The following is a 24,382-nucleotide window of genomic DNA, read 5'->3' as shown; positions in this document are numbered from 1 at the left end:
ACACTTGGCGAATTGGCGGTGGCGTTGCGTTAGTTCACACTCAGCCCTTCGAACCGTTCTCGTAGAACTTCGCGAGCGTCTCGTCGCGGAATTCCTCGAAGTAGCCGCCGTCGATCGAGGCGCGGATGTCGTCGAGCAGCTTCACGAAGAATCGTTCGTTGTGGATCGTCGCCAGCGTGAATCCGTTGAATTCGCGGGCGCGCAGCAGATGTGTCACGTGGGCGCGCGTGTAGTGCGTGCAGGTGTAGCAGTCGCAACCCTCCTCAAGCGGCCCGAAGTCGAACTTGAACTGCGCGCGCTTGATGTTGTAGCGCCCGTGACGTGTGAAGATCGCGCCGTTACGCCCGCAGCGTGCCGGGGCCACGCAGTCGAAGGTGTCGCCGCCGTTCTCCACGCAGGCGAAGATGTCGTCCACCGCTGCGATGCCGAGTACGTGACGCGGCCGGTTTTCCGGCATTTCGTCGCAGATCCACGCGCAGGTGTCGCCGATGATGCGTTTTTCGATCGCGCCGCCGATGCCCACGCCGTCGAAGTCCAGCGAGGCGATCTGTGCGGCCGCATGCCGGCGCAGATCCTCGTAGTTCGCGCCCTGCACCACGCCGTAGAGCGCCTGGTATGGCTTGCCGAGGCGTTCTTCGGTGAGTCGCTTGTGCTCGGCCACGCAGCGCTGGGCCCAACGGTAGGTGCGTTCCACGGACTGTTCCTGGTAACCGCGCGTGTTCATCAGCGTGGTGAGTTCGTCGAAGGCGAACATGATGTCCGCGCCGAGCTTGTGCTGGATGCCCATGGAGATTTCGGCGGAGAAGCGATGCTGGTCGCCGTTGAGCGGGGATTTGAACGTTACGCCGTCCTCGTCCACCCAGGCCATGCGTTCCTTGCCTTTGGCGATCACTTCGTCGGATTTCATGCCGGTCACGTCCATGGCGAGCGTTTTCTTGAAGCCCACGCCCAGCGACATCACTTGGAAGCCGCCTGAATCGGTGAAGGTGGGGCCGTTCCAGTTCATGAATTTCGCCAGTCCGCCGGCGGCGTCGAGCACGTCTTCGCCGGGCCGCTCGAACAGGTGGAACGCGTTGGCGAGCAGGCATTGCGCGCCAAGATCACGCATTTGTTCGGGCAGGACGGCTTTCATGGCGGCCTGGGTGCCGACCGGCACGAAGGCGGGTGTGCGGATGTCGCCGTGCGGGGTGTGGATGATGCCGGTGCGCCCATAGCGTGCGCCACCGCGTCCTTTGCCGTCTGCCGCGTCGGGCAGGCGGGTGATGGTTTCGAAGGAGAATGCGCTGCGGTCGCCGGGTTTGCCGGGTTCCGCGCCCAGGGGGTGTTCCACAAGATCAGTCATGCGTTTTACTTTAGGCGAATGGGCGATACAACGGTGCGGCGGGGCGTGGTAGGGGCGCGGCGGAGGCGTTGTGGTGATGCTGTGAGGCGTATGATGGGCGGCTTTTCAATGGGTTGCGTGGTCTGATTCCGCGTTGAGGGGGCGATGATGGGGGAAGGTCCGCGGTGATGCTGGAAGGGTCGGAGGTTTTCGTTTGAGGATTCGAACGTGGTTTCCAACAAACGTTCAGGAAACATCCAGAACGGGTATCTTTACTCTTAGGTAGCAAACGCGTTGGCGATGAGCCTGCTGAAGGTCAGCAGCGGCCAATCGCATCGTCAACCTTCTAAGGAGCGAACATGGCTGAAGAGCAGAACTCCCCGAACATCCAGGATGATCCGCAGGCCACGCAGCATATCGAATCCGCGGCGACTACGCAGGCTGAGAATACGCAGGCTGAGGATGCACAGACCGAGCCGATCGCGCCGGTAGCGGATGCGCCGTCCGCCGACGCTGCACCGACTACGAATTTCGCAACCGCGCCGGCAGGCGATGCCGCAGCGCCGTCCGCATCCGAGCCGCAGGCTCCGCAGACCCAGGCGACTCCGGCCTACGGTCAGTATCGCCCGGCTCCCGAATACGGCGCCTACGGCCCGGTTCCGACTCAACCGACCCAGCCCGTGCAGGCTCAGCCCACGCAGCCGATCCAGCAGCAGAATCCCCAGCCGGCCCAGAACAACGGCAATCCGTTCATCATGCGCACCCCCTTCGGCGCACGGCAGAATCAGAACGGCCAGCCCACGCAGCGTTTCGGCATGTTCGGCGCTCCCGTTCCCCCGCAGAACGGTCAAGGCGGTCAAGGCGACCAGCCGAATATGCCAGGCCAGAACGGCCAGCCCGCAATGCCCGGCAGCAGCAAGAACAGCAAAGGCACCACAACCACCGTGCTCACCGCGGTCATCGCGGCAGCGCTGTCCGCGGCATTGTGCCTCGGCGTCGGCTACGCAGCAATCACCAGCGGCGCGGTGAAGGTCCCCACCACCAGTTCCATGGCGAACATCAACTCCAGCGAATCCGGTTCGGGCTCCGCCACCGCCAAGTCCGGCGAAGCACCCGACTGGCAGGCCGTGGCCAAGCAGGTCTCCGGCTCCGTGGTGGCCATCCAGGCCACGCTGAGCAACGGCGTGGCCAAGGGGTCCGGCGCGATCATCAACACCGATGGAGACATCGTCACCAACAACCACGTGATCTCCGGCGCGCAGAAGATCCTCGTCACGCTAAGCAACGGCCAGATGTACTCCGCCAAGGTCGTGGGCACCGACACCACCACCGATCTTGCGGTCATCAAGCTCGAAAACCCGCCGAGCGACCTGAAGGCCGTGAAATTCGCTGATTCCGACAAGCTCGCCGTAGGCGAGAACGTGATGGCGGTCGGCAACCCGCTGGGCTACGACGACACCGCCACCACCGGTATCGTCTCCGCGCTGAACCGCCCGGTCACCGTGATGGATGATGACAACAACAACATCGTCACCAACGCCGTACAGATCGACGCGGCCGTCAACCCCGGCAACTCCGGCGGCCCGACCTTCAACGCGGCCGGTGAAGTAATCGGCATCAACTCGTCCATCGCCACCGCAGGCTCCTCTGGATCCTCCGACTCCAGCTCTTCCGGCTCCATCGGCATCGGCTTCGCCATTCCGTCGAACCTCGTCAAGCGTGTGGCCGACGAAATCGTCAAGGACGGTTCCGTCAAGCATGTGGCACTCGGCGTCACCGTGAAAACCGATACCGTCGAAGCCGACGGCGTGACCCGCGCCGGCGCTCGCATCACATCCAGCTCCACCGGCAATGCCGTAGTCAAGGGCGGCCCGGCAGACAAGGCCGGCCTGAAGTCCGGCGACACCATCGTGGCGTTCGACGGCCATGCGGTCAACAGTACGGCCTCCCTGCTCGGCTTCGTGCGCGCTACGGCCCTTGGCGACAAGGCGACGCTCACCATCGTGCGTGACGGCAAGACCATGGATGTGGACGTGACGCTCGACCAGCAGGAGGATAAGGTCAACGGTTCCAACCGCACCGAATCGAACAGCCAGCAGGAGCAGAACCAGAACGGCCAGGGCGACCAGAACGGCCAGGGCGACCAGAACGGCCAGGGCGACTCCGGCAACGGTTCCGATGGTTCCGGCAACGGTTCCGACGGCTACAGCAACGGCTTCCCGTTCAGCCTGTGGTAAATCCCACGGGGTGTGCTGCGCCGCAAGCGGCATGAACAGCGCGCCTCGGCAGCAGCAAACCCCATATGGCAGAAGGCCTGCAACCATCAGCAATACGTGCCTTGCGTGACTTCCGGCGAAGTTGCGCAAGGCACTTTGCATTGATATCCTAGAGCGAACATGACTGTGAAACAGCTTGCCCATAACTGAACAACAACTGAATATGACAATCTTTACGCCGTGTATCGGAACGCAAGTCAGGAATGCATATCGCAAGCCGGCAACGCAGCCGATGGGTTAACAAGGCGTGACGCAATTCTGCGTTCGCGCGACCCGTAAGCCATATGCCGAACGTAGACCGATGCAGCGTAAGGAGCAATGATGAAACACGTATCGTCATTCTTTACCAAACTATTCCAGGCATGCAAACTCGTGCCAATGCTCCCCGTCACCGTATTGGCAGCCATTCCCGTGGCATTGCTGTGGAATGCACGGCCATGGAAACATTTCTTCTGGAGCGTGAACCCCTCGATCGGCCAGTGGATTGTGATCGCCATGGTCGTCTACACGGCATTCGACTCGCTCAAAGGCATGATCGAAGATATCCGCAAAGGGTACGTCGGCGTCGACGTGCTGGTGATCGTCGCGATCCTATCGACCATCGCCGTACGCGAATACTGGGCCGGCTGGGCGATCGTGCTCATGGTGTATTCCGGCGAGGCGATCGAGGAATACGCGCAAGACAAAGCCAAAGGCAACCTGACCTCGTTGATGGAGGCCGCTCCGGTCATCGCACACGTGGTCAACCTTCCCGGCATCGGCTCGAACGCCGGGCATATCAACGGTTCCGGCCGGCAGAATACCGGTGACTCAGGGTTCAGGTCGGTAGGCGAAGGCGAGATCCAGCAGATTCAATCCTCCAGCTCCCATTTCGAAACAGTGCCGGTCGACAAGGTGCGTATGGGTGACGTGCTCGTCGTATTGCCGGGCGAAACAGTGCCGGTGGATGGCGAACTGCTGTCCGACTCTGCAACACTCGATTTAAGCAACATCAACGGCGAACCGGTGCCGCGCGAGGTATTCGCCGGCGCTCGCGTGCTTTCCGGCGCAGTCAACGGTTCGTCCACGCTCACCATGCGTGCCACTCAGTTGGCGCGTGATTCGCAGTATCAGCGCATTCTCGGACTTGTCTCCTCTGCGCAAAGCTCGCGTGCCACGGTCGTGCGTGTGGCCGATCTGCTTGCCGTGCCGTTCACCGTGGTAGCGTTCCTGATCGCCGGATTCGCATGGATCTGCTCCGGCGTGCCGATGCGTTTCGCGCAGGTGCTGGTCATCGCCACCCCATGCCCGCTGCTTATCGCCGCTCCTGTCGCCTATATCGCCGGCACCGGGCGTCTTGCCAAATCCGGCATTCTGATCAAAACGCAGGAAGTATTGGAAACGCTGGGGCGTGTGAGCCATATCTTCTTCGACAAGACCGGCACGTTGACCGTGAAGAAACCGCAGGTGGTGCGCGTGGATATGCGCGGCGGTTCGCATACGAACGGCATGACAGGCGACGACGGACTCGACGAGGATGTGATCCTGCTGTCGGCGGGCGTGCTGGAAACGTATTCGGTGCATATTCTCGCCCAGGGCATTGTGAACGCTGGCCAGGATGCGGTTACACGCCTGGCCGAACGTTACGCCGACAGCGGCAGACGCCTGCCCGGCTCCGATTGGGACGGACATGACATCGAGCACCCGGTGGTCAAGGGCGTATCGGAGGATTCCGGCAAGGGACTGAGTGGCATGGTCAACGGTCGCATGATTCGCATAGGGCGGTATGCCTACGTCACCGAAGGCGAACATGGTGTGCCAACGAATCCCGCAGACGTGTTCACCACGCCGCTCGCCGCCGACGAAATGGCCACGTTCGTATCCATCAACGGCAGGCTTGCCGCGCGTATCGTAATGAAGGACATTCCGCGTGCCAATGCGAAGGAATCGTTGGAACGCCTGCGTTCCCTCGGTGTCAGGCGGCTGTCCATGCTGACCGGCGACAAGGCGGCGTCCGCCAACATCATCGCCAAGGAGGTCGGCATCAGCGACGTGCGCGCCGAACTGTTCCCCGAAGACAAGCTCGCCGCAGTAAAGAACGCATCCAAGGAGGAGGCGCCCGAACAGCCGTGGTGGGATCGGCTCATTCAGAAGCTGACCGGCGAATCGATCACCCGGTCCATCACCATGATGGTGGGCGACGGCGTGAACGACGCCCCCGTGCTGGCCTCCGCCGACATCGGCATGGCGATCACCGACGGCACGTCCACGGCCGCATCCGAATCGGCGCAGGTGGTCATCATGAACGACGATATCGCCTGCGTACCGCGTGCGATCGCGATTTCGCGCCGCACCAAGCGCATCATGCTGCAGTCCGTGGTCGTGGGCCTGTCGCTGTCGATCATCGCGATGCTGTGCGCCGCGTTCAACCTGATTCCGGTGGTGGTTGGCGCCTTCCTGCAGGAGGCGATCGATGTGGTGAGCATCCTGTGGGCGCTTACTGCGCTGATCGACAAGGACTGAGCGGAATCAGCGAGCCGTACCGGGTAATACTGAGCCGTACGGAGTAACACGAAGGGCACGTCCATTCACCATGATGGGCGTGCCCTTCGTTCGTATCGCAGTCTGCGGTGCCGGTTACAGCGTGGAGGCCGGCGAAATCTCACCGGCGATGGAGCGCGTCATCCACGTGCCGAAATCAGCCGCATCCACGCCCTGCGAGAGCAGGAACATCACCTTCGCATACGCTGCCTCAAGCGTCATATCGCCCGAACCGATCGCACCGGCACGCGCGATGGCGTCGCTCACCTCGTAATGTCCCAGCAACACCTCCGCCTGCTGGCATTGCGAGGCGATGATCACCGGCACACCGTCGTGCAGCGCATCGGCGATCACATCCGTCAGTCCCGGCTCGTCGCTTGGAATATCGCCTACGCCATATGCGCGCAGAATCGCAGCCTCCGGGCGTGGCGTGAGCATCGCCTCGAGACGTGCGGCGGTAATGCCCGGTGCCATGTCGATCACGGCCACATCATGCCGCGTATACGGCTTGGGATCCTTCCACCCTTCGCCAGCCAGCGTGCCGCCGGCATACCAGTGCCACGGCGTTCCGGTACGGGCCAGCGGGCCGGTCGACGGTGCGGAGAACCCCTCGAACGCCCAACTCGACGACTTGCTCACACGGTTGCCCGCGAACAGGTGATGGCCGAAGAACAGTCCGACACCGTTCATGCGCTCGCTCATCGCGGCGTTCAGCGCGCCGGTCACGTTGGCGGTGGCATCCGATTCGATTTTGCCCAGCGGGTGCTGGGAGCCGGTGAAGATGATCGGCTTGCCGAAATCGGTGAGCGCGTAGGAGAGCGCGGCACTCGAATAGCTCATCGTGTCGGTGCCGTGCAGCACCACGAATGCGTCGGCCTCGTCGCGGTGCGCCTTGAGATCGTCGATCATGGTCTGCCAGTTGCTTGGCGTGGCATTCGACGAATCGATCAGCGGATCAAGCTCGGTGAACGAGAACAGGTCGCTGTCCATATGCGCGTCCTCGAGCAGGCGAAGCAGCCAGCCGCGCATGTCCGCGCCAGGAATCAAGCCGTTGGGCGAATCGATCATGCCGATGGTGCCGCCGGTGTACGTGATGTGAATACGCAAGGTCTACCTCCTCGAAGTCTTGGCGAAATCATGCCGCCGTCCAATCGTCCGATTGCGGCCGAATCATGCGCAATCCGTAATGAATCGTACCGAAACGCGGCGAATCATGCCGAATACCCACGAAACGCAAGTGGACGGCGGGCCGTTACGCCTTCGCCGTCCACTGTACCGCCGATTCGGATACGCGAATCGTACCTGCCGTTTACTTGCCGGCGGTTTCCGTGGTTTCCAGCACGTCAGGCACGTCGTTGCCGTTGTCGTCCAGCATCCCGTCCATCAGATTGCCGTCGATGCGGCCGCGCACGTAGAACCAGCCGGCGACCATGGCTATAACGACCACGGCGAACATGGCCAGTGTCCAACGGCCTGCTGCACTCGTCAGATTCGACAGCACCACCACGGCGAAGAACACCAGGGAAATGTAATTCGTGTACGGGGCGCCCGGCATACGGTATGCGGGTCGGGTCTCCTTGCCGGCCTTGACCTTCCTGAGGAACGCCAGGTGCGTGACCAGAATGGCGGCCCACGTTCCGGCGATGCCGATACCGGCCAGATTCATCACGATCTCAAACGCGTCGGAAGGCAGCACGGCGTTCATCACCACGCCGATCAGGCCCAGAGCGGACGTGATGATAATGCCGCCATACGGCACATGATGCTTGTTCATACGGGCGGCGAACTTCGGGCCGGAACCGGCGATGGCGAGCGAGCGCAGCGTGCGCCCGGTGGAGTACAGGCCGGCGTTCAGGGACGAAAGCGCGGCGGTGAGCACGACCACCTGGATCACGTCGCCGGCGTGCGGAATGCCGATGCCGGAGAAGAAGGTGACGAACGGGGATTCGTTGGAGGAGTAGGCGTTGTATGGCAGGACGAGAGCCATGAGCACCACGGAGCCTACGTAGAACACGAAGATGCGGATGATCATCGAGTTGATGGCCTTGGGCAATACCTTGGCGGCGTCCTTGGCCTCGCCGGCTGCCACGCCGACCATTTCGGTGCCGCCGAAGGCGAACACCACGCCGAGCGTCAATGCGAATACGGTGGGGATGCCTTGCGGGAAGAGACCGCCATGTTCGGTGATATTGGCGATGCCGGCGTGCGATGAGCCGACCGGGGCGCCGGTGACGATGGCCCAGATGGCGATCAGCATGAATGCGATGATGGTGGCCACTTTGATGGCGGCGAACCAGAATTCGGCTTCGCCGAACATTTTCACGCTCAGCATGTTGAGCACGAACACGACGGCCAGTGCGCACAGGGCCAGCAGCCATTGCGGCACATTCTGGAAGGCCTGCCAGTAGTGGAAGTACACGGCCACGGCGGTGATGTCGGCCATCACGGTAACGGACCAGTCCAGGAAGAACAGCCAGCCGGTGATGTACGCGCCTTTTTCGCCCAGGAATTCGCGGGCGTAGGAGACGAATGCGCCGGAGGAGGGGCGGCGGATCGCCAGTTCGCCCAGCGCGCGGACCATGAGGAATGCGAAGATGCCGCATACCGCGTAGGCGATCGCCAGTCCTGCGCCACCTTGCGCCAGTCGGCCGCCCGCTCCGAGGAACAGGCCGGTGCCGATGGAACCGCCGATGGCGATCATCTGAATGTGGCGCGGCTTCAGATCCTTGGAATACCCGGAGTCGCTTTTGTCTTGCTTGACCGCGTTATGCGGTGTTGTGTCGCTCACTATTGTTCTCTTTTCTCTTTTCTCTGTGTTTCGCTGTGCTGCCTTGTGTTGCTTCGGCGTTGTTCCATAGTGCTGTTGTGCGCGGAAGAAGCAGTGGTGTGCCGTCAAACGTTCCATCATGGCAATAGCAGGCTCATTATAAGGATGATGCGCAACCAGTGTGATTACGGTGGAGGATTGAACGCTGTGATGCGCCGGTTCCTGTTGCTGACTGACGTCGCCGAGTGGCGGTTGGGGCACTATGGCAACACGTTTGCGTTTGACATGCCTGCGTATTGTGTGCTTACTGGTATGCAGAGAAGACTTCGGGACAACTATGGTGTGAGGGGCATGACATGGGAGCTGGAGTGACGAGCGGGATTGTGGGGGAGCCTGTGGCAGGCGAATCTCAAAAGTGTGTGGCGGGGCGGTTGCGACCTGTGCCGCGTGTGATGCGTTGCCACTGGCGTATCGCCGTGTTCGTGGCGTATATTGCGGTGGTGGCGTGCGTGATGGCGTTCCATGAGCCGTGGTTCGATGAGGCGCAATCATGGCTTATCGCCCGTGATGCGTCGTTCCGTGACATGCTGCTGGTGCGCCCGCATTACGAGGGGCATCCACCGTTGTGGTGGCTTATGCTGTCCGTTCCCGCCAAGCTTGGCGTGCCCTATGAGATCGGTTTGAAGGGCGTGCAATTGGCGTGCGCCGCGCTGATGGCGGGATTGCTGATATTCCGTTCGCCGTTCCCGCCGGTGGCCGTGGCGTTGCTGCCGTTCACGTATTTCATGTGCTTCCAATATGGTGTCACGTCGCGCCAGTACGCGTTGATGTGCGCCGCGCTGTTCATGGCGGCCGATTGTTGGAAAGACCGTGACCGGCATCCGTGGAGGCTGGTATTCGTCTTGCTGCTGCTGTGCTGCACCAGCAGCTACGGTATTGCGCTGGCCTGCGCGATGGCGATGGTTTGGGTCATACGCGCGGTGCTGCAGGCGAGATCCCTACGCGCATTGGTCGCCGACTTGCATCGTTTTGCCACATGGCTGGCGCTGATGGCCGCCGGTATCGTGCTGACCGCGTGCATTCTGCCATATCCTGACACGTTTGGCGCCACGCCGGGGGCGAACGGCAATTCGGGCATGGCGAAATTCCTGATGTTCTGGCTCGTGCTGCCATCGGAAAGTCTGTTCACCGCATTCGCCGGCGACGTGTCCCTGCATGGTATGCGACTGGGTGTTTTCCCGCTCATAGTGTGTGTGGTGCTGTCGGCGCTGGTGTGGGCCGTGCTGGTTCGTCTTGCGCACAGGCGAGGTGATCTCGATATTGTGCTGGTGCCATACCTGTTGTTCGCCGTATGCGCGGTGCGGTATTTCAGCCTGCACCACCTGGGAATCATCTTCGCACTGTTCGTTGCAGACTGGTGGATCATGCTGCGTGACCGTCCGCTCGACGCCGTCGACATGCCGGAACGGTCGCGCCTTTACATCGCCGGTCTGCTCAAGCGACATGACGGCTTGCAGCGTCGAGCCTCCGCCATGCGCAATACCGTAATCGCCGTGCTGCTGCTGCCGAGCCTATGCTGGAACGTTGCCGCCACAGCCTGCGATATGCGGTACGACTATTCGGGCGCGCGCGCCGTGGCATCGTTCGTCGAGCGCAACAGGCTCGACCATGATCGCTGGGTATCGTTCTGGCGGTATTTCCCCGAAACCACATGGCCGGACGGCAGTCATACTCCCCGGCAGGAAGACACGCATCGCTACAGTTGGGCGATGATCGCAGCCAACCCGTATTTCCCGCACAGATCGCACGGTCTGCTGGACTGCACCTACCGCGGTCGCTCCTACGAGCCGAATCAGGTGCCGTCCGCAGCGCAAATGAACCGGGAAATTGCGGCTTGCGCGGCCAAGGGGGAGCCGGAATTCGTGATCGGCGACACCGATTTTCCGGATTATTATTTTGGCCGGCTCAGGTACCGCACGCGCGATTATCGCAAAATCACCATCGCCACCAAACGCACGCCATGGAAAACGTGGGTCACTCCTGGCGATATCACCGCCTACGTGCGTACGGATATGCTGCGCGGTCTACGGCTCAGATAGGGGAGTGCGGTTGATCCCGCTGTGTATCTCCTGAGTTTCCCCTCATGTCCGCCAGATGTGCCGATATCCGAGTCTCGCCCGTGTTTGGCCACGTCCGGTAACCCGCGGCACCTGCACTCATCGGTCACTCGGAGAATAACGCCCCTATCGCCACCCTCGGCAAACCCACCCCGCAGAACCCCACAAGCGGTCATTCCCCGCCAAAATGACCCTTTTACGTTTCGACGGTTTGCGTTAGGCTAGAGCGCGTGACTGAGACTAACGAACTTCGTATTGCTGTAATCGGCGCCGGCCCCGCAGGCGTCTACTCCTCTGACATCTTCCTCCGCCAACTCAAGAAACTCGGCGACGAACTCGGCCTGGGCACCAAGGCCCGCATCGACCTGTTCGAAAAGCTGCCGGTCCCGTTCGGCCTGGTGCGCTACGGCGTGGCCCCCGATCACCCATCCATCAAATTCATCGCCGATGCGCTCGAAAAAACGCTCGACAACCCCGACATCCACCTGTACTGCGACGTGGAATTTGGCAAGGACGTCACCCTGGACGAATTGCTCGCCCGCTACGACGCCGTGCTGTTCGCCACCGGAGCCGTAGAAGACAAGCCGCTCGGCCTGCCTGGTGCCGACCTTGACGGCGTATACGGTGCCGCCAAATTCGTCGAATGGTACGACGGATACCCCACGGGCGCTCGCGAATGGCCGCTCGACGCCGAAAACGTGGCCGTGATCGGCGGTGGCAACGTGGCCATGGACGTGGCCCGCGAACTCATGCGCAACGCGGACGACCTCAAAGCCAAAACCGACATTCCCGACAACGTGTACGAAGGCATCAAAGCCAACAAGGCCAAGACGCTCCACCTGTTCATCCGCCGCGGCGTGGCCCAAGCCAAGTTCAGCGTGCAGGAACTACGCGAGATGGAAAAGCTGCCGGGCGTGCAGCTCATCATCAACGAGGACGACTTCGATCTGGACGACGAAACCATCGAAGTTGCCGGCCAGAACAAGCTGACCCGTCAAATGGTCGAAGAACTGTTCGCAATTCGCGAGATGGCCGAAGACATGGAAGACGACGGCGACGTCGACTACGAAGGCAACCCCGCCGATCGTAAATACTACGTGCACTTCAACTCCGCACCGACCGAAGTGCTGGGCGAAGACGGCAAAGTCAAGGCAATCCGCGTGGAAAAGACCGAGACCAGCGCCGATGGCAAGATGACCCGCACCGGCGAATTCGTGGATTACCCGGTCGAAGCCGTGTACCATGCCATCGGATACAAGCCGGCCACCGCGCCCGGCATCGCCTACGACGAGAAACACGCCCACCTCGCCAACGCGAACGAAGACGGCCGCATCACCACCGAAGCAGACGGCGGCGAAGTGCGCGAACGCCTGTACGCCACCGGTTGGGCCAAGCGCGGACCGGTCGGCCTGATCGGTTCCACCAAGTCCGATGCGCTCGCCATTGTGACCAACATGCTTGAAGATCTCGCCAAGGCCGCCGAGGGCGGTCGCGTGGCCGAGGATCGCGATCCCAAATCCATCGACAGGCTGCTGGCCGAGCGCGGCGTCAAGCCGATCGACTTTGCCGGTTGGAAGAAGGTCGACGCATACGAGCGTGCCGAGGGAGCGAAGGAAGGGCGCGAGCACAAGAAGGTCATCGAGCCGGATCAGATGCGCGAACTCGCACACGCGTGACGTGCGGCTGCGGCTTGTCGTCTGAGCGGCGACCGAGTTGCCGATAGTGGCACTTCCCAGACCGCGGATGTCCGATTCCCCCGAATCGGTCATCCGCGGTGCTGTATTGATGCCTTACTTGTCCGATTCTGGTGAATATGACATCCGGCGTAGATTTTCGCTGTGTGTGTCCGTTTCTCCCGAATTAGACAAGTAGGGGTACTGCATGAGGGTTCCGGTTGTCCGTTTCTCCCGAATCGGACATCGTGGCGTAGGCTGAGGCCCTAGGCGACGCTGCAAACATCAGCATGCAGCGTGCGCTACAGCTCCTTGCTGGTGCAGTATTCCGCGCTGTGTGCGTTCCGATGGCTCTCCGGGCGTATCCAGTAATCGTTCAGGATGGCGCTTTAGGCTGAAGACATGAATGCCAAAATGCGTGTACATGGCCATTGCAATGGCTTGAAGACAACGCTTCTTTTCGCGTTGATGTGGGCGATTATCATGCTCATCTGGCTGTGCACTGGTGCCAGCCGCAATACCCTCGGTATTTACGTTTTCATTGGTTTGGCGACTACGTTCGGGTCGTACTGGTTTTCCGATAAACTTGCCATCGCTTCTATGGGCGCACATGAGGTCAGTGAGCAGGAAGCGCCTCAGATCTATCAGATTGTGCGCGAGCTTTCCGCTCGGGCGGGCAAGCCGATGCCTCGCATTTATATCGCGCCTACCGAAAGTCCCAACGCGTTTGCCACCGGTCGTAACGAGCGTCATGCGGCGGTGTGCTGTACGCAGGGGATTCTGCGTATTCTCAATGGTCGCGAGTTGCGTGGCGTGCTTGGGCATGAGCTGATGCATGTGTATAACCATGACATTCTTACGTCTGCGATTGCGTCGGCCATGGCGTCTGTGATTTCGTATTTGGGTTATTCGTTGATGTATTTTGGCGGCGGTAGTCGTGATCGTGATGAGTCTTCGGGGCTGATTGGCGCGATTGGTGTGGTTCTTACCGCTGTTCTTGCGCCGATTGGAGCGTCGCTGGTGCAGCTGGCTATTTCGCGTACGCGTGAATATGACGCGGATGAGGATGGCAGTAGGCTGACGGGGGATCCGGAGGCGCTGGCTTCGGCGTTGAATAAGATTTCCATGGGTGTGGATGCTATGCCGATGCAGGCCACTGCGGGGAACCAGTCGGTGGCTGCCATGATGATTGCGAATCCATTCAAGGGCGGTGGTTTTTCCCGTTTGTTTTCTACGCATCCGCCGACTGCTGATCGCATTTCGAGGTTGATGCAGATGTCGCGGGAGATGCATGGTGCTCAGGTTGGTGGCACGGGGTGGCAGACGCAGGTGCCGATGCACTGAGTGCCGGGATGGGTCGTTGGTGCGTCGCGATGGAGAAGGAAACCTCGCGTATGTTTCACAAGTTGTTTCACGGTTGTTTTGCCGTGCGGTTTTGGCGGTGCGCTGGCGCGTTGCCTTGACACGTTGAACCGACATATTGATACATGGTGACGTATGAGTGGCGACCATTCGACGCATATTCCTCAACCTCGAACGGTACGCACCTATGACGTGCGCGTGATATGTGCGATTCATCTTTCGAGCAACCCGCCGTGCCGTGGCTATTTTGATGCTAAACTAACCACTTGTGCGCCAAAAGCGCCACCTCGCGGATGTAGTTCATCGGTAGAACGACAGCTTCCCAAGCTGTAGAGGCGGGTTCGACTCCCGTCATCCGCTCCATGCGAACCCTTTGAAGTCAATAACTTCAAAGGGTTTTCTTCTCCTTTCCCCCAGACGCGTTGCCTGCATCCTTGGTATCTTCCGTTCTGAACTTCCGGTTTTTTTCCCTCTGATTTTCCGTTCCTTTGGTTCCCCTACGTCCCCCTCTCTTTCTCTCTCTTTCTCTCTCTTCTGTATCTCTCCAGGTGTCCGATTCCCCCGAATCAGTCACATGTGGCTCGGATCTATAACCAGGGTTGCCCGATTCTCCAGAAAAGGACATCTTCGGCATAGGAATGATGCCCAATGTGCCCAATTCTCCCGAATCGGTCTTTCGCGGGATTCAGATTTACGTCAACGTGTCTGATTCTCCAGAAAAGGACATGCGGTACTACGGAATATGGTTTGGGATGTCCGTTTCCCCTGAATCGGACAAATATGCTGTTGAAATGGCAGATATTACATTGCTGGTTCGCGTTGCCCCAGTCTATCTGAACTGTTCGGACTGCCTAGGCCGTTATGTGGAAAGCTTTGTGGATGACACGCCGACCTGTGGATAACTGCCCGGAGTGTCGTCCACAGGCTCCGATCGAGTTGGCATCATAGTCGGATCATTTCATATCTTGTGTGCATGGATATGCAAACGAAAACTCAGCAAAGACTGAATGCCCTTCTTCAGTGGTTTTATGCGCGTCGCTGTCTTGCGTCGCCTACCGCTCCGAAGGATCGGCGCGCTCTCCAACGTCGCGTACGCAGCGGCAGCGTCGTCATGCCTTACAAAGGGCATTACATCGGTGCAGAAGAATGGAACAAGCTGTCGTATGCCGAACGCATCATATGGTCGTTGCGCTCCGTGTGCAGGAGATATCAGGGCATAGTGTTGTGTGGTCCTTCGGCGGCGGCAGTGCACGGTTTCACTACAAGTCTGAAGACTCAACGATATGTGCATATTGCGGTGAGCAAACGATCTCAGGCGGGGCGTCATGGCTTTATTTTCGCGCATTATTACAAGGATCCGCCTCCAACATGCGAAATAGACGGCATGCTCGTTACCGATGCGATGCAGACCATGATGGATTGTGGGCGAACTTTGGATTTCGTCAATGCGTTCGAAATATGTTCAATGGGGTTACGCAAGTGCGGGTTCGCCAACAAGGCGTTGCAGGGATTCGTGGGGAGGAAAAGAAGACTCTGGGGCATCATACGTGCACGATTTGTTGCGGAATGCGCGGACCCGCTATGCGAAAACGGTGGTGAAGCGGTGGCCGTGGCAGCAATCATCGAACTTGGTTATAAGCAGCCCCAAACGCAAGTGACGTTTACAAGCCCGTTGGATGGCCGTGAAATTCGCGGTGACTTCTGCTGGGAACGTGACGACGGTTCGCTTGTCGTAGGCGAGTTGGATGGGCGGCGGAAATACACTGATCCGGCTATGACCGATGGTGCTGAAATAAGCGAGGTGATCATGCGGGAGAAGGATCGTGAAAGTGAACTGAATATGCTTCAGATACCGGTTGTCCGGTTCCAAATGGAACATGTGCGGAAACGGGAGCCGCTACGGCAACGGTTGGAAGCCTCGCGTATACCCCACGATTCAAATGTTTGGCGCTCGCCGTTTGCCGGTTTTCGGTGCGTTGCCTACTAGTTATTTTCAGAGCGGGGGATTGAACGATATTCGTGTGCGAGACATGACTTGGGATAGTTAGCCCTATGAAACATGAGGTGAATAAGGATCCGGATCGGCCTAATCCATTAAACGGGCATGCGGTTTCATATAAAGGCACGGTTATAGGTTTGTCTGCGATTCTGTTGTGGGGCTTCATGGCGGGGCTGGTACGTATTGTCGCCGATAATTTCGGGGCCACGCTCGATTCCGCGTTGGTCTACACTGTTGGCGGCATGCTGTTGCTTGTCGTGCGCAAGCCGGCTCCGATTAGCGAGTATCCGCGTAAATATCTGCTTGTGGGCGGCGTGATGTTCGTGCTTTATGAAGCCTTTATTTCTCTGGCGATCGGTTTGGCCTCGACGTCGGTGCAATCCTTGGAAGTCAGTTTGGTCAACTATCTGTGGCCCACCTTACTGGTGTTGATGACTGCGGCGTTCTCGCATAAAAAGGGTGCGGTATGGCGTGCATTGCCTGGCGCCGTTATTGCGACGATTGGTGTCAGCTTGGCGGTTGGCGGCGAAGACTTTGACGTCAATGTTGCTTTGCAAAACATTGTCTCGAATCCTTTGCCGTATCTTATGGCGTTCGCTGGTGCATTCATCTGGGCGATTTATGCGACGGTGACGCCGTCAATGTCTAACGGATATGATGGCACAACAGTTTTCTTCTGCTGTGTTGCCGTAACGCTATGGATCATCCATTTCGTTTCTGGGCAAGGGCTGCCGGTGCAAGCCCCATCGGTATGGGGATTCGTGGCAGTATTTACCTGCGCACTGTCGATTGCAGGCGGCTATGCATGCTGGGGGTATGGCATGCTGCACGGCAATATGGAGACGCTTGCATTGGGCTCGTATGCGACGCCGATACTATCCACCGCATCAGGAACGGTGCTGCTTGGCGTTGCACTAGGTGCGCCATTCTGGGTTGGTGTGATACTCGTGGTGGCCGGCTCGTTGATCAATGTGTGGATCGACAAACGTGCCACCAAACACACCGCTTGAGTGTCCGATTCCCCCGAATCGGGCACTCAAAGTGTTCTCCGTTCTGCGTACTTGTCCGATTCTGGAGAATCTGCCATAGCGCCTGTAGCAGCATTGACCTGGCTGACTGTTTCTCCCGAATCGGCCAAGCATACGGTGCAATAACCCGTTAGATTGTCCGTTTCTGCCGAATCGGACAGCTAAGAGAGGCAGGATGTTCGCCGTTTGTCTGTTTCTCCCGAATCGGGCATCTAAGAGAGCCGTAGCATCTTGCGCTTGTCTGATTCTGGGGAATCGGACAACCAGGGTAGTGATCTGGCGAGGAAAGAGGCAGCCTGGCCCTTTGCCGGGTGCTCTGTCGGAGGCGAGTTTCCTCTCGGCTCACATCACCTTGGTGGATTCCAGGTTGCGGCTCACCCAATTGTTCAATCGGATCACCGGCTTGCGCAACACCAATCCCAGCAGCAGCGAAGGAATCAGGAACAAGGCGAGGTACACCATGTCGAGCAGGTATTCGTTGCCGTATGATCCGGCCATGGCGGCGTGCATGGCGTCGATGGCGTGCGGGAACGGTAGGAACGGGTACAGTATTTGGAAGAATTTCGGCAGTGTTTCGATGGGGAATGTGCCGCCCGATCCGGCTACCTGCATCACCAGCAGCACTACGGCTATGGCTTTGCCGATGTCTCCGAACGATACGGTCAGCGTGTATACGATGTTCGAGAACACGAGCGCGGCAAGCCATCCTACGGCGAGGAATTGCAGCGCGTGATTCGCCTGCACGCCTAGGAAGTACATGTCGCCTAGGCATACCAGCGTGCCTTGCAATAGTGCCAGCAGCAGGAAGATCGTGTAGCGTCCAAAATACTCGTGGCGCAGTTGCAATCCCCAGCGTGAGGCGTTTCCCGGGCCGGATGGTCCGGCAATGCGCGGCAGGGTATCACCCAATCCCAGCACATGCGCTTTTTCACGGTCCGAGATCGTTACTTTCAGCATGGCGCAGAGGATGATCGCGCCCACCCAGATGGACAGGATCGTGTAGAACGGTGCCATGGCCGAACCGTAGTTTGCAATCGGGTATACGGCTACGCGATGCAATGCGACGGGTGCGGAAATCAACGTGGATAGTGTGGATGCGTTGGATGTGGTCAACGATTTGAGCTCATTCGAGTTTTCCGCGCCATTGTCGCTTGAATTCATCGCGGTGATTAGCGTATTCAGCGTTGTGGCCGAGGAGTTGAGTTTGGTCGCTATGCCGTCAAGCGTGGAGCGGATGGATGCGATGTTCGTTCCCACGTTGCTTGTTACATCATTCAGACTGTCCGTTGTGCCGCTGAGCTGACTGATCACGTTGCCGGTCTGTGAGATCAGGGTGCTGACCGATGATGCCAATGCGTCGATTTTCGGTTTGACGTTTACGGAGTAGTCGTCGCGCACGGTGCTGATCGACTGTTTGGCGCTGGTGATCTGGCTGCGGATTTCCGCGTGCGATTGTGCTGCCGAGGCTGTGCTCTGCGTGATTTGCTTGGAGGCGTTGTCGAGGCGCTGCGCGAGTTTCTGCGTATCGCCTTGGGCCGCGGTCAGCAAGGTGATTTCACGGTCGATGGCGTCCAGCAGCGGCTGTTTGGCTTTGTCACTGTCGGGTAGTTGCTCCACCGACGTGCGCATATGCTGCAGGCTGGCGAGGTACGTATCGTATACGGATTGGCTTTCGGCGACCTGATCGCTCAGTGTTTTCAACTGTTGTGCGGCTTCGGCGGAGTCCTTGCCCAATGCGTCGAAGGCTTTATCCGCCTTGTTCGCCACCGCGTCGAGTGCGGACGAGGCCTGGTTGAGCGCGGTGTTTACGGAGCTGGTGATGCTCTTGCCGGCCGCGGTTAGCGAGGTGGCGCCTGATTTGCCTTGCTTCAGCGTGTTTTTGGCTTGTTTGCCCGCAACGGTTGTGGATTGGAGCAGCTGGTTTGTGGAGTCTACGATGTCGTTGGCCGAGCCGAGCAGCTGCGAGTATGAGGCTACTTGCTGCGAGGCGCCGGTCAGCGTACTCACCATGGTGTTAAGGTTGCTGTTGAGATTTTCCATGTACTGCGCCATTTGGGGGCTTTTGGAGTAGCGCAGTACGTTCGACGCTAGGTCGAGACCGACCTGGGCGATGGTTTTGGCGAAGGTCTTGTCGATGGTGTTGACCACGGTTGTGGCGCCCTGATCGGTGATATGCGGGGCGATGGGGTTGATTTTCTCGTTCAGATAGTATTTGAGCTGCGCGTGCTTGATGTTGGTGGAGAACAACGTCATCATGTCGGCGCTGAACTGTTTGGGGATGACGATCGCCGCATAATAGTCGCCTGATTTCACGCCGTCGATGGCCTTGTCACGGCCTACGAACTGCCAGTCGAGCTGGTCGTTGGCGCGTAGCGTGCTGATGATGGTCTCGCCCACGTTGATGCGTACCGGTACGAGTTCCGACTTGTAGCCTTTGTCGGTGTTCGCCACGGCGACTTTCAACGCTTTGGTGTTGCCGTAGGGATCCCAACTGGCCGCGATGTTGAACCAGGCGTATAGTGCCGGCACCACCACTAGTCCCATGGAGACGATGACGGCGATCACGTTGCGGGTGGCATGGCATATGTCCCGTTTGAAAATGCCCCAGATCAGTTTCACTGCTCGTCTCCTTTCTCGTGTGCCAGCGCATGCACGGCATGATGCATCGGCTTGTAATGCATGTCCGGCCGGAACAGCAGGTTCTCGTGCAGGATCGCGCTGCGGAATTCGTCTGCGCTCATCGCTTCTTCGCCAAGGAAGTTGGCATACCGTTCACGCAGATATTCCACCACAATGAGGTATACGTCGATCACGATGATCGAAATGATCCAGCCGAGCAGCATGGCGAGTTTCATCCGCGTGATGAACAGCAGTAGCAGGAATGCGAACGGCAGCACGGTGAGCAGCAGGAATCCTCCGCGCACCAACCGCGGGTATAGGCGGAAGAAGTGAAGCGCCCGCTGGGAAATGACTTCAGGGTAGTCTTCGGCGAACTGTTGCGCGGCGGCGGTGAACTTCAGCGGCTCCACAGTGCCTTCGTTGTGCTCGGTGATCATCAGATCGGTATCCGCCAGGCGGTTGTCGAACAGGCGGTTGAGGTTCAACGCCAGCTTGCGCACCACCAGACCGATGAACAATGCCGCAGGCAGGTACCAGAACAGCGAGAGCATGTCGAGCCAGTAGTGGTTGGCGTACATGCCGCCGATAGGCCCGCGCATGGCGTTGATGCCGTAGGTGAAGGGCAGGAACGGTTTCAAACGGCGGAAGAACTCGGGCATCATTTCGATGGGGTAGAGGCCTGCGGCGCCCGGTATCTGGATAATCACCAGAATCACGGCGATGGCTTTGCCGATATGCCGGAACGCCACGGCAAGCGCGTAGATGATGTTCACGTATACGAATGAGGCGAATACGCCGGCGAGAACGAATAGGAACGGGTGTTCGCATTGGATACCCAGCGCGAGATCGCCGATTGTGGCGATGATCGCCTGCAGGAACCCAACGGTGACGAATAGCAGCCAGCGTCCCATGTAGCCTTGGCGAGGCGTGTATTTGCGGATTTTCTCATCGCGGTCGACTTCAAGCTTGTATATCGCGACGAGCACGAACCCGCCGACCCATAACGCCAGGTTCGTGTAGAACGGGGTGACTGCGGAACCGTAGTTTTCCACGGGGTACAGCACTTTTTCATCCAAGTGCACCGGCTCGCCTACGAACGAGCCGATCTCATTGGCGTTCAGGCCGAGCATTTCGGAAAGCTGCTGGAACATGCGCGAACTGCTGAGCGAAGCCACGTCGGTGCGCGTGGTGCTGAGCTGCTTGCTGAGATTGGCAAGCTGGGTTTGCGTGCCGGCGAGGGTGGCGTTCGTCTGGCTGACGGTGCGTGAAAGCTGATCGAGCAATCCGTTGCCCTGTTTCAGTGTGCCCTGCAGCGTGGTGAGTGTTCCGGCCAACGAACCATTGGCTAGGCTCAGCGTATCGAGACCGGTGCTGAGATTCGGCATGACGGCGTCGGTGAGGTTTGCGCGTGCCTTTGCCATTGCCGCGGTGCCGTTGTTCGACAGGCTGGTGATGTCGCTGTTGAGCGCGGTTGCCGTGTTTTTGCCTGAAGTGATGATCGACGTGGTGTCATGGTCGAAGGCGTTGATGCGTTGCTGTTGGAATGTCAGCTGTTTGCGTGCTTCACTGATCTGAGTCGAAAGATCCTTATATGTTTGGCTGTCCGGGTCCAGGCCGCTGGCCTTCAGCGCGTTGTCCATGCCGTCGAGTGCTTCGCCGGCGGTGGAGTTGACGCCGCGCATGCTGCTGGACACTTGGCTGAGCGCGTCCTGCGTGGTGTTCAGACCGTTGAGCATGGTGCCGGTGACGTTGCCGACGGTGACTTGCAGACCGGAAAGCTGTGTGCTGCCGTTGTCGAGCGCGCCGGTCAGCGTGGTTGAAAAACGTTGGGTCTGTGCTCGTGTTTGGGCAAGCAGATCGGATGTGTTCGTGATGGTATCGAGCGCATCGTCGATTTCCGAGGCGAGCGCGGTATTGGTCTGTTTGGCCGAGTCGATGGTCGTGGTGGCTTTGTCGAGCGTGGATCGTGTGCCGCCTAGTTGTTGTTGGACGGTTTCCAACTGGTTGATGGTGTCATTCAGATTGTTGACGACGTCGCTTTGTGCCGTGTGCAGGCTGTCTGTGGTGTTGCCTGCCGCAGCTTTCACCTGTTTCGCCACGGCGTCGGCCACGCTGGACACGAATGTGGCGTTGATTTGCTCGTCGATGGTGGTTGCGCCCGTATCGGTGATTTTCGGGGCGATGGCGTTCATTTTTTCGTTGATATAGTACGTGATTGACGGCTGGTTTTTCTCGCCGGTCACCGTGCCGATCAGACTGGAGCTGAAGTCTTTCGGCAGTACGATCGCAGCATAGTATTTGCCGGCTTTCACGCCGTCGACGGCATGTTGTTTGCTGACGAAACGCCATCCGAGCTGACGGTTCGACTTGAGCTGGGTGACGGTTTGCTGGCCGGCGTTGAGATGACCGACCAGCGTGGAGGTGGTGCCTTCGTCCTCATTGGCTACGGCGACTTGAATATTGCCGGTATTCGCGTAAGGATCCCAGTTGGCCAGGATGTTGCACCATGCGTACAGCGAGGGGATGATGGCCACGCCCATGGTGACGACGAGTGCCACCGGATTCCTGAGGATCCTTTTCACATCACGAAGGAAGATGGCGAAGACTGTGTGCATCACACCTCCTGAACCCGTGTGTCGAGTGCGGCGCTGCGCGGGTGCATCGGTTTCTGCCTGCGCGGCTCCGTTGCTACCTAATCCAACGATCATTCTATGCCGTCCACTGGGACGTGCAAGCAAAGCAGCTGAGCAAATTACGCTATTTGACACATAAAACGGCACGAACCGACGTGTGAAGGGTTGCAGAGCATTTGCTGGTCGCATGGGTTTGCAGTGTGCTTCTATAATGAGCGGAATCAGGCGAATGAGCTGTCGCACAGTACGAGGGGAGAATCTGTTGGCATCACATGGCAGGCGTGTGCAATCGCGCGGAACGCGCAACGTCGTTATTATCCTGGCTTGTGTCGCCGTTGCGATTGGCATGGCAATCGTATGCGGATTGACGTTCTATCAGCAGGCACGGTCCGTCAAAAGCCATGAGAGCCAGGCGGTTGCGGCGCTGTCCGGTATTTCCGGTTCCGAAGTGCTCAAAGACGGGGGCATTTCGTCCACAGCCATCACGCAGGCCCAGGATCACACCGCCAAGGCGAAGAGCATCGCACACGGGCCTTTGTGGAGCATTGCCAGTGTGTTGCCGGGCGTAGGCAATGATGTGAAAACCGTGCGAGGCATGACCGAAGTCTTGGATGATCTGACCCAGCGGTCGCTTCCCACAATCAGCAGCATGTCCCATAAACTCGCCACCGCACAGTTGAACAGCCAGGACGGCGTGCTCAACTTGAAACCGCTTGTATCCATACAATCCGATTTCGCCACAGTGAGCACGCGGATGAAACATCAGCTGGACACATATGATTCCCTGCCCACGCCGAAAATCGGCATGATCGCCAACGCATACCGGCAAGGTAAGGAGCGTCTTGCCTCCATTGTCGGCACTGTCGATCATCTCAATAGCGTCATGCAGATGATGCCTGCGATTCTCGGGCAGAACGGTGCCAGAACCTATCTGATCGCCGTGCAGACTACATCCGAACAGCGTTCCGGCGGTGGTTTGGTGGGCTCCGTTGGCACATTGCAAGCCAACCAGGGGAACGTAAGTGTCGGTGAATTCCGTGCGGATGCTGAACTGATCAACGGTGGCAACGGCAATGCCGAGGAATACGCCGTATTCAACGGCCCTTTGGCGTTCTCGCTGGATGTCAGAGACACCTTCGCCGTTCCGAATCTTAAGCGTAACGCCGAAATGCTCGCGGCCACCTGGCAGCGTTCCCCTTACGCAAGCGAGGTCGATGGTTTCATCGCAATCGACCCCGTATTTATTCAGGAAATGGTGAAGCTCAATGGCAACGTCACCCTGCAGGACGGTACGGTGCTTACTGGAAACAACACGGCACAGTACCTGCTGAACACCATTTACAAAGATGTTCCCGTAGCCCAGCAGGACGCCTATTTCGAGTACATCGCGCAAACGGTGATGGACCAGGCGTTCAGCAACCTGAATGCCACGAAGATGATGGCCATGGCCAACAGCATCGGCGACCTGATCGAACAACGCCACTTCTACGCCTACACCACGCACGCGGACGAGACGAAATACTTCCAGGAATCCGGCATCTCTGGCAAGGAAAGCACCCCGCAGGTCGGCATCTACCTCAACGAGCAGAACCCCTCGAAGCTTGGATGGTATATCGACCGCAAAGCCACAGTGACCAAGAGCGCAACCAACAAGGACGGTTCAAGAAGCTACCACGTGAAGTACACGCTGACCAACACCCTGACCGACAGCGAGATAGCAAGTGCTAACACATACATCCTCGGCGGCGTGCAGAAAGGCGTCGAGAACAAGCCGGTGGCGGAGAGTGGAACTTCAGTGCAGCGTATGCTCTTCTATGCTCCGGCAGGCGGTTCGATCGGCAAAATCTCCTCAAAGGGGGATGTGCGCGACCAGCGTGAGACCACGATGGACGGCAAGCAGCTCACAACCAGCGTTGCCTATCTCGCACCCGGCGAAAGCGTGACCTTCGAATTCGATGTAACCACCTCGCCTAAGGCGACCGCCGAACTGACTATCGACCAGACACCGTCAGGCAAACTGCGCAACGAGGTCGATTACCAATATTGATCGCCGCGTCATCGCGAACA

General features: G+C 58.9%; 13 protein-coding genes and 1 tRNA gene. 9 read left to right on the top strand and 5 right to left on the bottom strand.

Features of this window, described 5'->3' with window-relative positions:
• Nucleotides 1-40: 40 nt before the first annotated feature.
• Complete coding sequence (gene tgt / locus BBAG_RS07710) at nt 41-1,342, bottom strand: tRNA guanosine(34) transglycosylase Tgt (RefSeq protein WP_003825163.1); 1,302 nt, start codon at nt 1,340-1,342, stop codon at nt 41-43.
• A gap of 338 nt (nt 1,343-1,680) precedes the next feature.
• Between tgt and BBAG_RS07705 the strand changes: the two genes are divergently transcribed.
• Together BBAG_RS07705 and BBAG_RS07700 are read left to right on the top strand one after the other, a co-directional pair.
• Nucleotides 1,681-3,558, top strand: coding sequence for a S1C family serine protease (locus BBAG_RS07705; RefSeq protein WP_003825162.1), 1,878 nt, complete (start codon nt 1,681-1,683; stop codon nt 3,556-3,558).
• Between the two features lie 360 nt (nt 3,559-3,918).
• On the top strand, nt 3,919-6,099 hold the full coding sequence (locus BBAG_RS07700; protein WP_033508713.1) for a heavy metal translocating P-type ATPase: 2,181 nt from the start codon (nt 3,919-3,921) through the stop codon (nt 6,097-6,099).
• Between the two features lie 114 nt (nt 6,100-6,213).
• Here BBAG_RS07700 and BBAG_RS07695 read toward each other — a convergent pair whose 3' ends face one another.
• Together BBAG_RS07695 and BBAG_RS07690 are read right to left on the bottom strand one after the other, a co-directional pair.
• On the bottom strand, nt 6,214-7,224 hold the full coding sequence (locus tag BBAG_RS07695; protein ID WP_033508711.1) for an asparaginase: 1,011 nt from the start codon (nt 7,222-7,224) through the stop codon (nt 6,214-6,216).
• Nucleotides 7,225-7,426: 202 nt separating this feature from the next.
• Nucleotides 7,427-8,905 (bottom strand): amino acid permease, encoded by a 1,479-nt coding sequence (locus tag BBAG_RS07690; RefSeq protein ID WP_033508708.1) that lies wholly within the window; start codon nt 8,903-8,905, stop codon nt 7,427-7,429.
• 431 nt (nt 8,906-9,336) lie between these two features.
• Here BBAG_RS07690 and BBAG_RS07680 point away from each other — a divergent pair, with 431 nt between their 5' ends.
• The 6 genes from BBAG_RS07680 to yddG all read left to right on the top strand — a co-directional run bounded on the left by BBAG_RS07680 (nt 9,337) and on the right by yddG (nt 17,045).
• Complete coding sequence (locus BBAG_RS07680; RefSeq protein ID WP_003825149.1) at nt 9,337-10,983, top strand: hypothetical protein; 1,647 nt, start codon at nt 9,337-9,339, stop codon at nt 10,981-10,983.
• 248 nt (nt 10,984-11,231) lie between these two features.
• Nucleotides 11,232-12,677, top strand: coding sequence for an FAD-dependent oxidoreductase (locus tag BBAG_RS07675; protein ID WP_003825146.1), 1,446 nt, complete (start codon nt 11,232-11,234; stop codon nt 12,675-12,677).
• A 399-nt stretch (nt 12,678-13,076) separates the two neighbouring features.
• On the top strand, nt 13,077-14,018 hold the full coding sequence (gene htpX, locus BBAG_RS07670; protein WP_003825141.1) for a zinc metalloprotease HtpX: 942 nt from the start codon (nt 13,077-13,079) through the stop codon (nt 14,016-14,018).
• A 307-nt stretch (nt 14,019-14,325) separates the two neighbouring features.
• Nucleotides 14,326-14,399, top strand: a tRNA-Gly gene (locus BBAG_RS07665).
• Between the two features lie 610 nt (nt 14,400-15,009).
• On the top strand, nt 15,010-16,023 hold the full coding sequence (locus tag BBAG_RS07660) for a hypothetical protein (RefSeq protein ID WP_003825138.1): 1,014 nt from the start codon (nt 15,010-15,012) through the stop codon (nt 16,021-16,023).
• A 65-nt stretch (nt 16,024-16,088) separates the two neighbouring features.
• Nucleotides 16,089-17,045 (top strand): aromatic amino acid DMT transporter YddG, encoded by a 957-nt coding sequence (yddG, locus tag BBAG_RS07655; protein ID WP_003825136.1) that lies wholly within the window; start codon nt 16,089-16,091, stop codon nt 17,043-17,045.
• A 360-nt stretch (nt 17,046-17,405) separates the two neighbouring features.
• Here the strand turns inward: yddG and BBAG_RS07650 are convergent, their stop codons facing one another.
• Together BBAG_RS07650 and BBAG_RS07645 are read right to left on the bottom strand one after the other, a co-directional pair.
• Nucleotides 17,406-19,676 (bottom strand): YhgE/Pip domain-containing protein, encoded by a 2,271-nt coding sequence (locus tag BBAG_RS07650; RefSeq protein WP_081443780.1) that lies wholly within the window; start codon nt 19,674-19,676, stop codon nt 17,406-17,408.
• A gap of 2 nt (nt 19,677-19,678) precedes the next feature.
• Nucleotides 19,679-22,297 carry a YhgE/Pip domain-containing protein gene (locus tag BBAG_RS07645; RefSeq protein ID WP_003825133.1) on the bottom strand — a complete coding sequence of 873 codons (2,619 nt, stop codon included), beginning with the start codon at nt 22,295-22,297 and terminating at the stop codon, nt 19,679-19,681.
• Between the two features lie 364 nt (nt 22,298-22,661).
• Here BBAG_RS07645 and BBAG_RS07640 point away from each other — a divergent pair, with 364 nt between their 5' ends.
• Nucleotides 22,662-24,362, top strand: coding sequence for a DUF4012 domain-containing protein (locus BBAG_RS07640; RefSeq protein ID WP_003825131.1), 1,701 nt, complete (start codon nt 22,662-22,664; stop codon nt 24,360-24,362).
• Nucleotides 24,363-24,382: the final 20 nt, after the last annotated feature.

This window comes from Bifidobacterium angulatum DSM 20098 = JCM 7096 (assembly GCF_001025155.1).
GTDB classification, from domain to species: domain Bacteria; phylum Actinomycetota; class Actinomycetes; order Actinomycetales; family Bifidobacteriaceae; genus Bifidobacterium; species Bifidobacterium angulatum.
This window is presented reverse-complemented; position numbering and strand designations above follow the sequence as displayed.

Bases quoted from the DNA above. Each gene is read 5' to 3' on its own strand.
- tgt (WP_003825163.1), bottom strand. From the start codon at position 1,342: ATGACTGATCTTGTGGAACACCCCCTGGGCGCGGAACCCGGCAAACCC.
- BBAG_RS07705 (WP_003825162.1), top strand. From the start codon at position 1,681: ATGGCTGAAGAGCAGAACTCCCCGAACATCCAGGATGATCCGCAGGCC.
- BBAG_RS07700 (WP_033508713.1), top strand. From the start codon at position 3,919: ATGAAACACGTATCGTCATTCTTTACCAAACTATTCCAGGCATGCAAA.
- BBAG_RS07680 (WP_003825149.1), top strand. From the start codon at position 9,337: ATGCGTTGCCACTGGCGTATCGCCGTGTTCGTGGCGTATATTGCGGTG.
- htpX (WP_003825141.1), top strand. From the start codon at position 13,077: ATGAATGCCAAAATGCGTGTACATGGCCATTGCAATGGCTTGAAGACA.
- BBAG_RS07660 (WP_003825138.1), top strand. From the start codon at position 15,010: ATGGATATGCAAACGAAAACTCAGCAAAGACTGAATGCCCTTCTTCAG.
- yddG (WP_003825136.1), top strand. From the start codon at position 16,089: ATGAAACATGAGGTGAATAAGGATCCGGATCGGCCTAATCCATTAAAC.
- BBAG_RS07645 (WP_003825133.1), bottom strand. From the start codon at position 22,297: ATGCACACAGTCTTCGCCATCTTCCTTCGTGATGTGAAAAGGATCCTC.
- BBAG_RS07640 (WP_003825131.1), top strand. From the start codon at position 22,662: ATGGCAATCGTATGCGGATTGACGTTCTATCAGCAGGCACGGTCCGTC.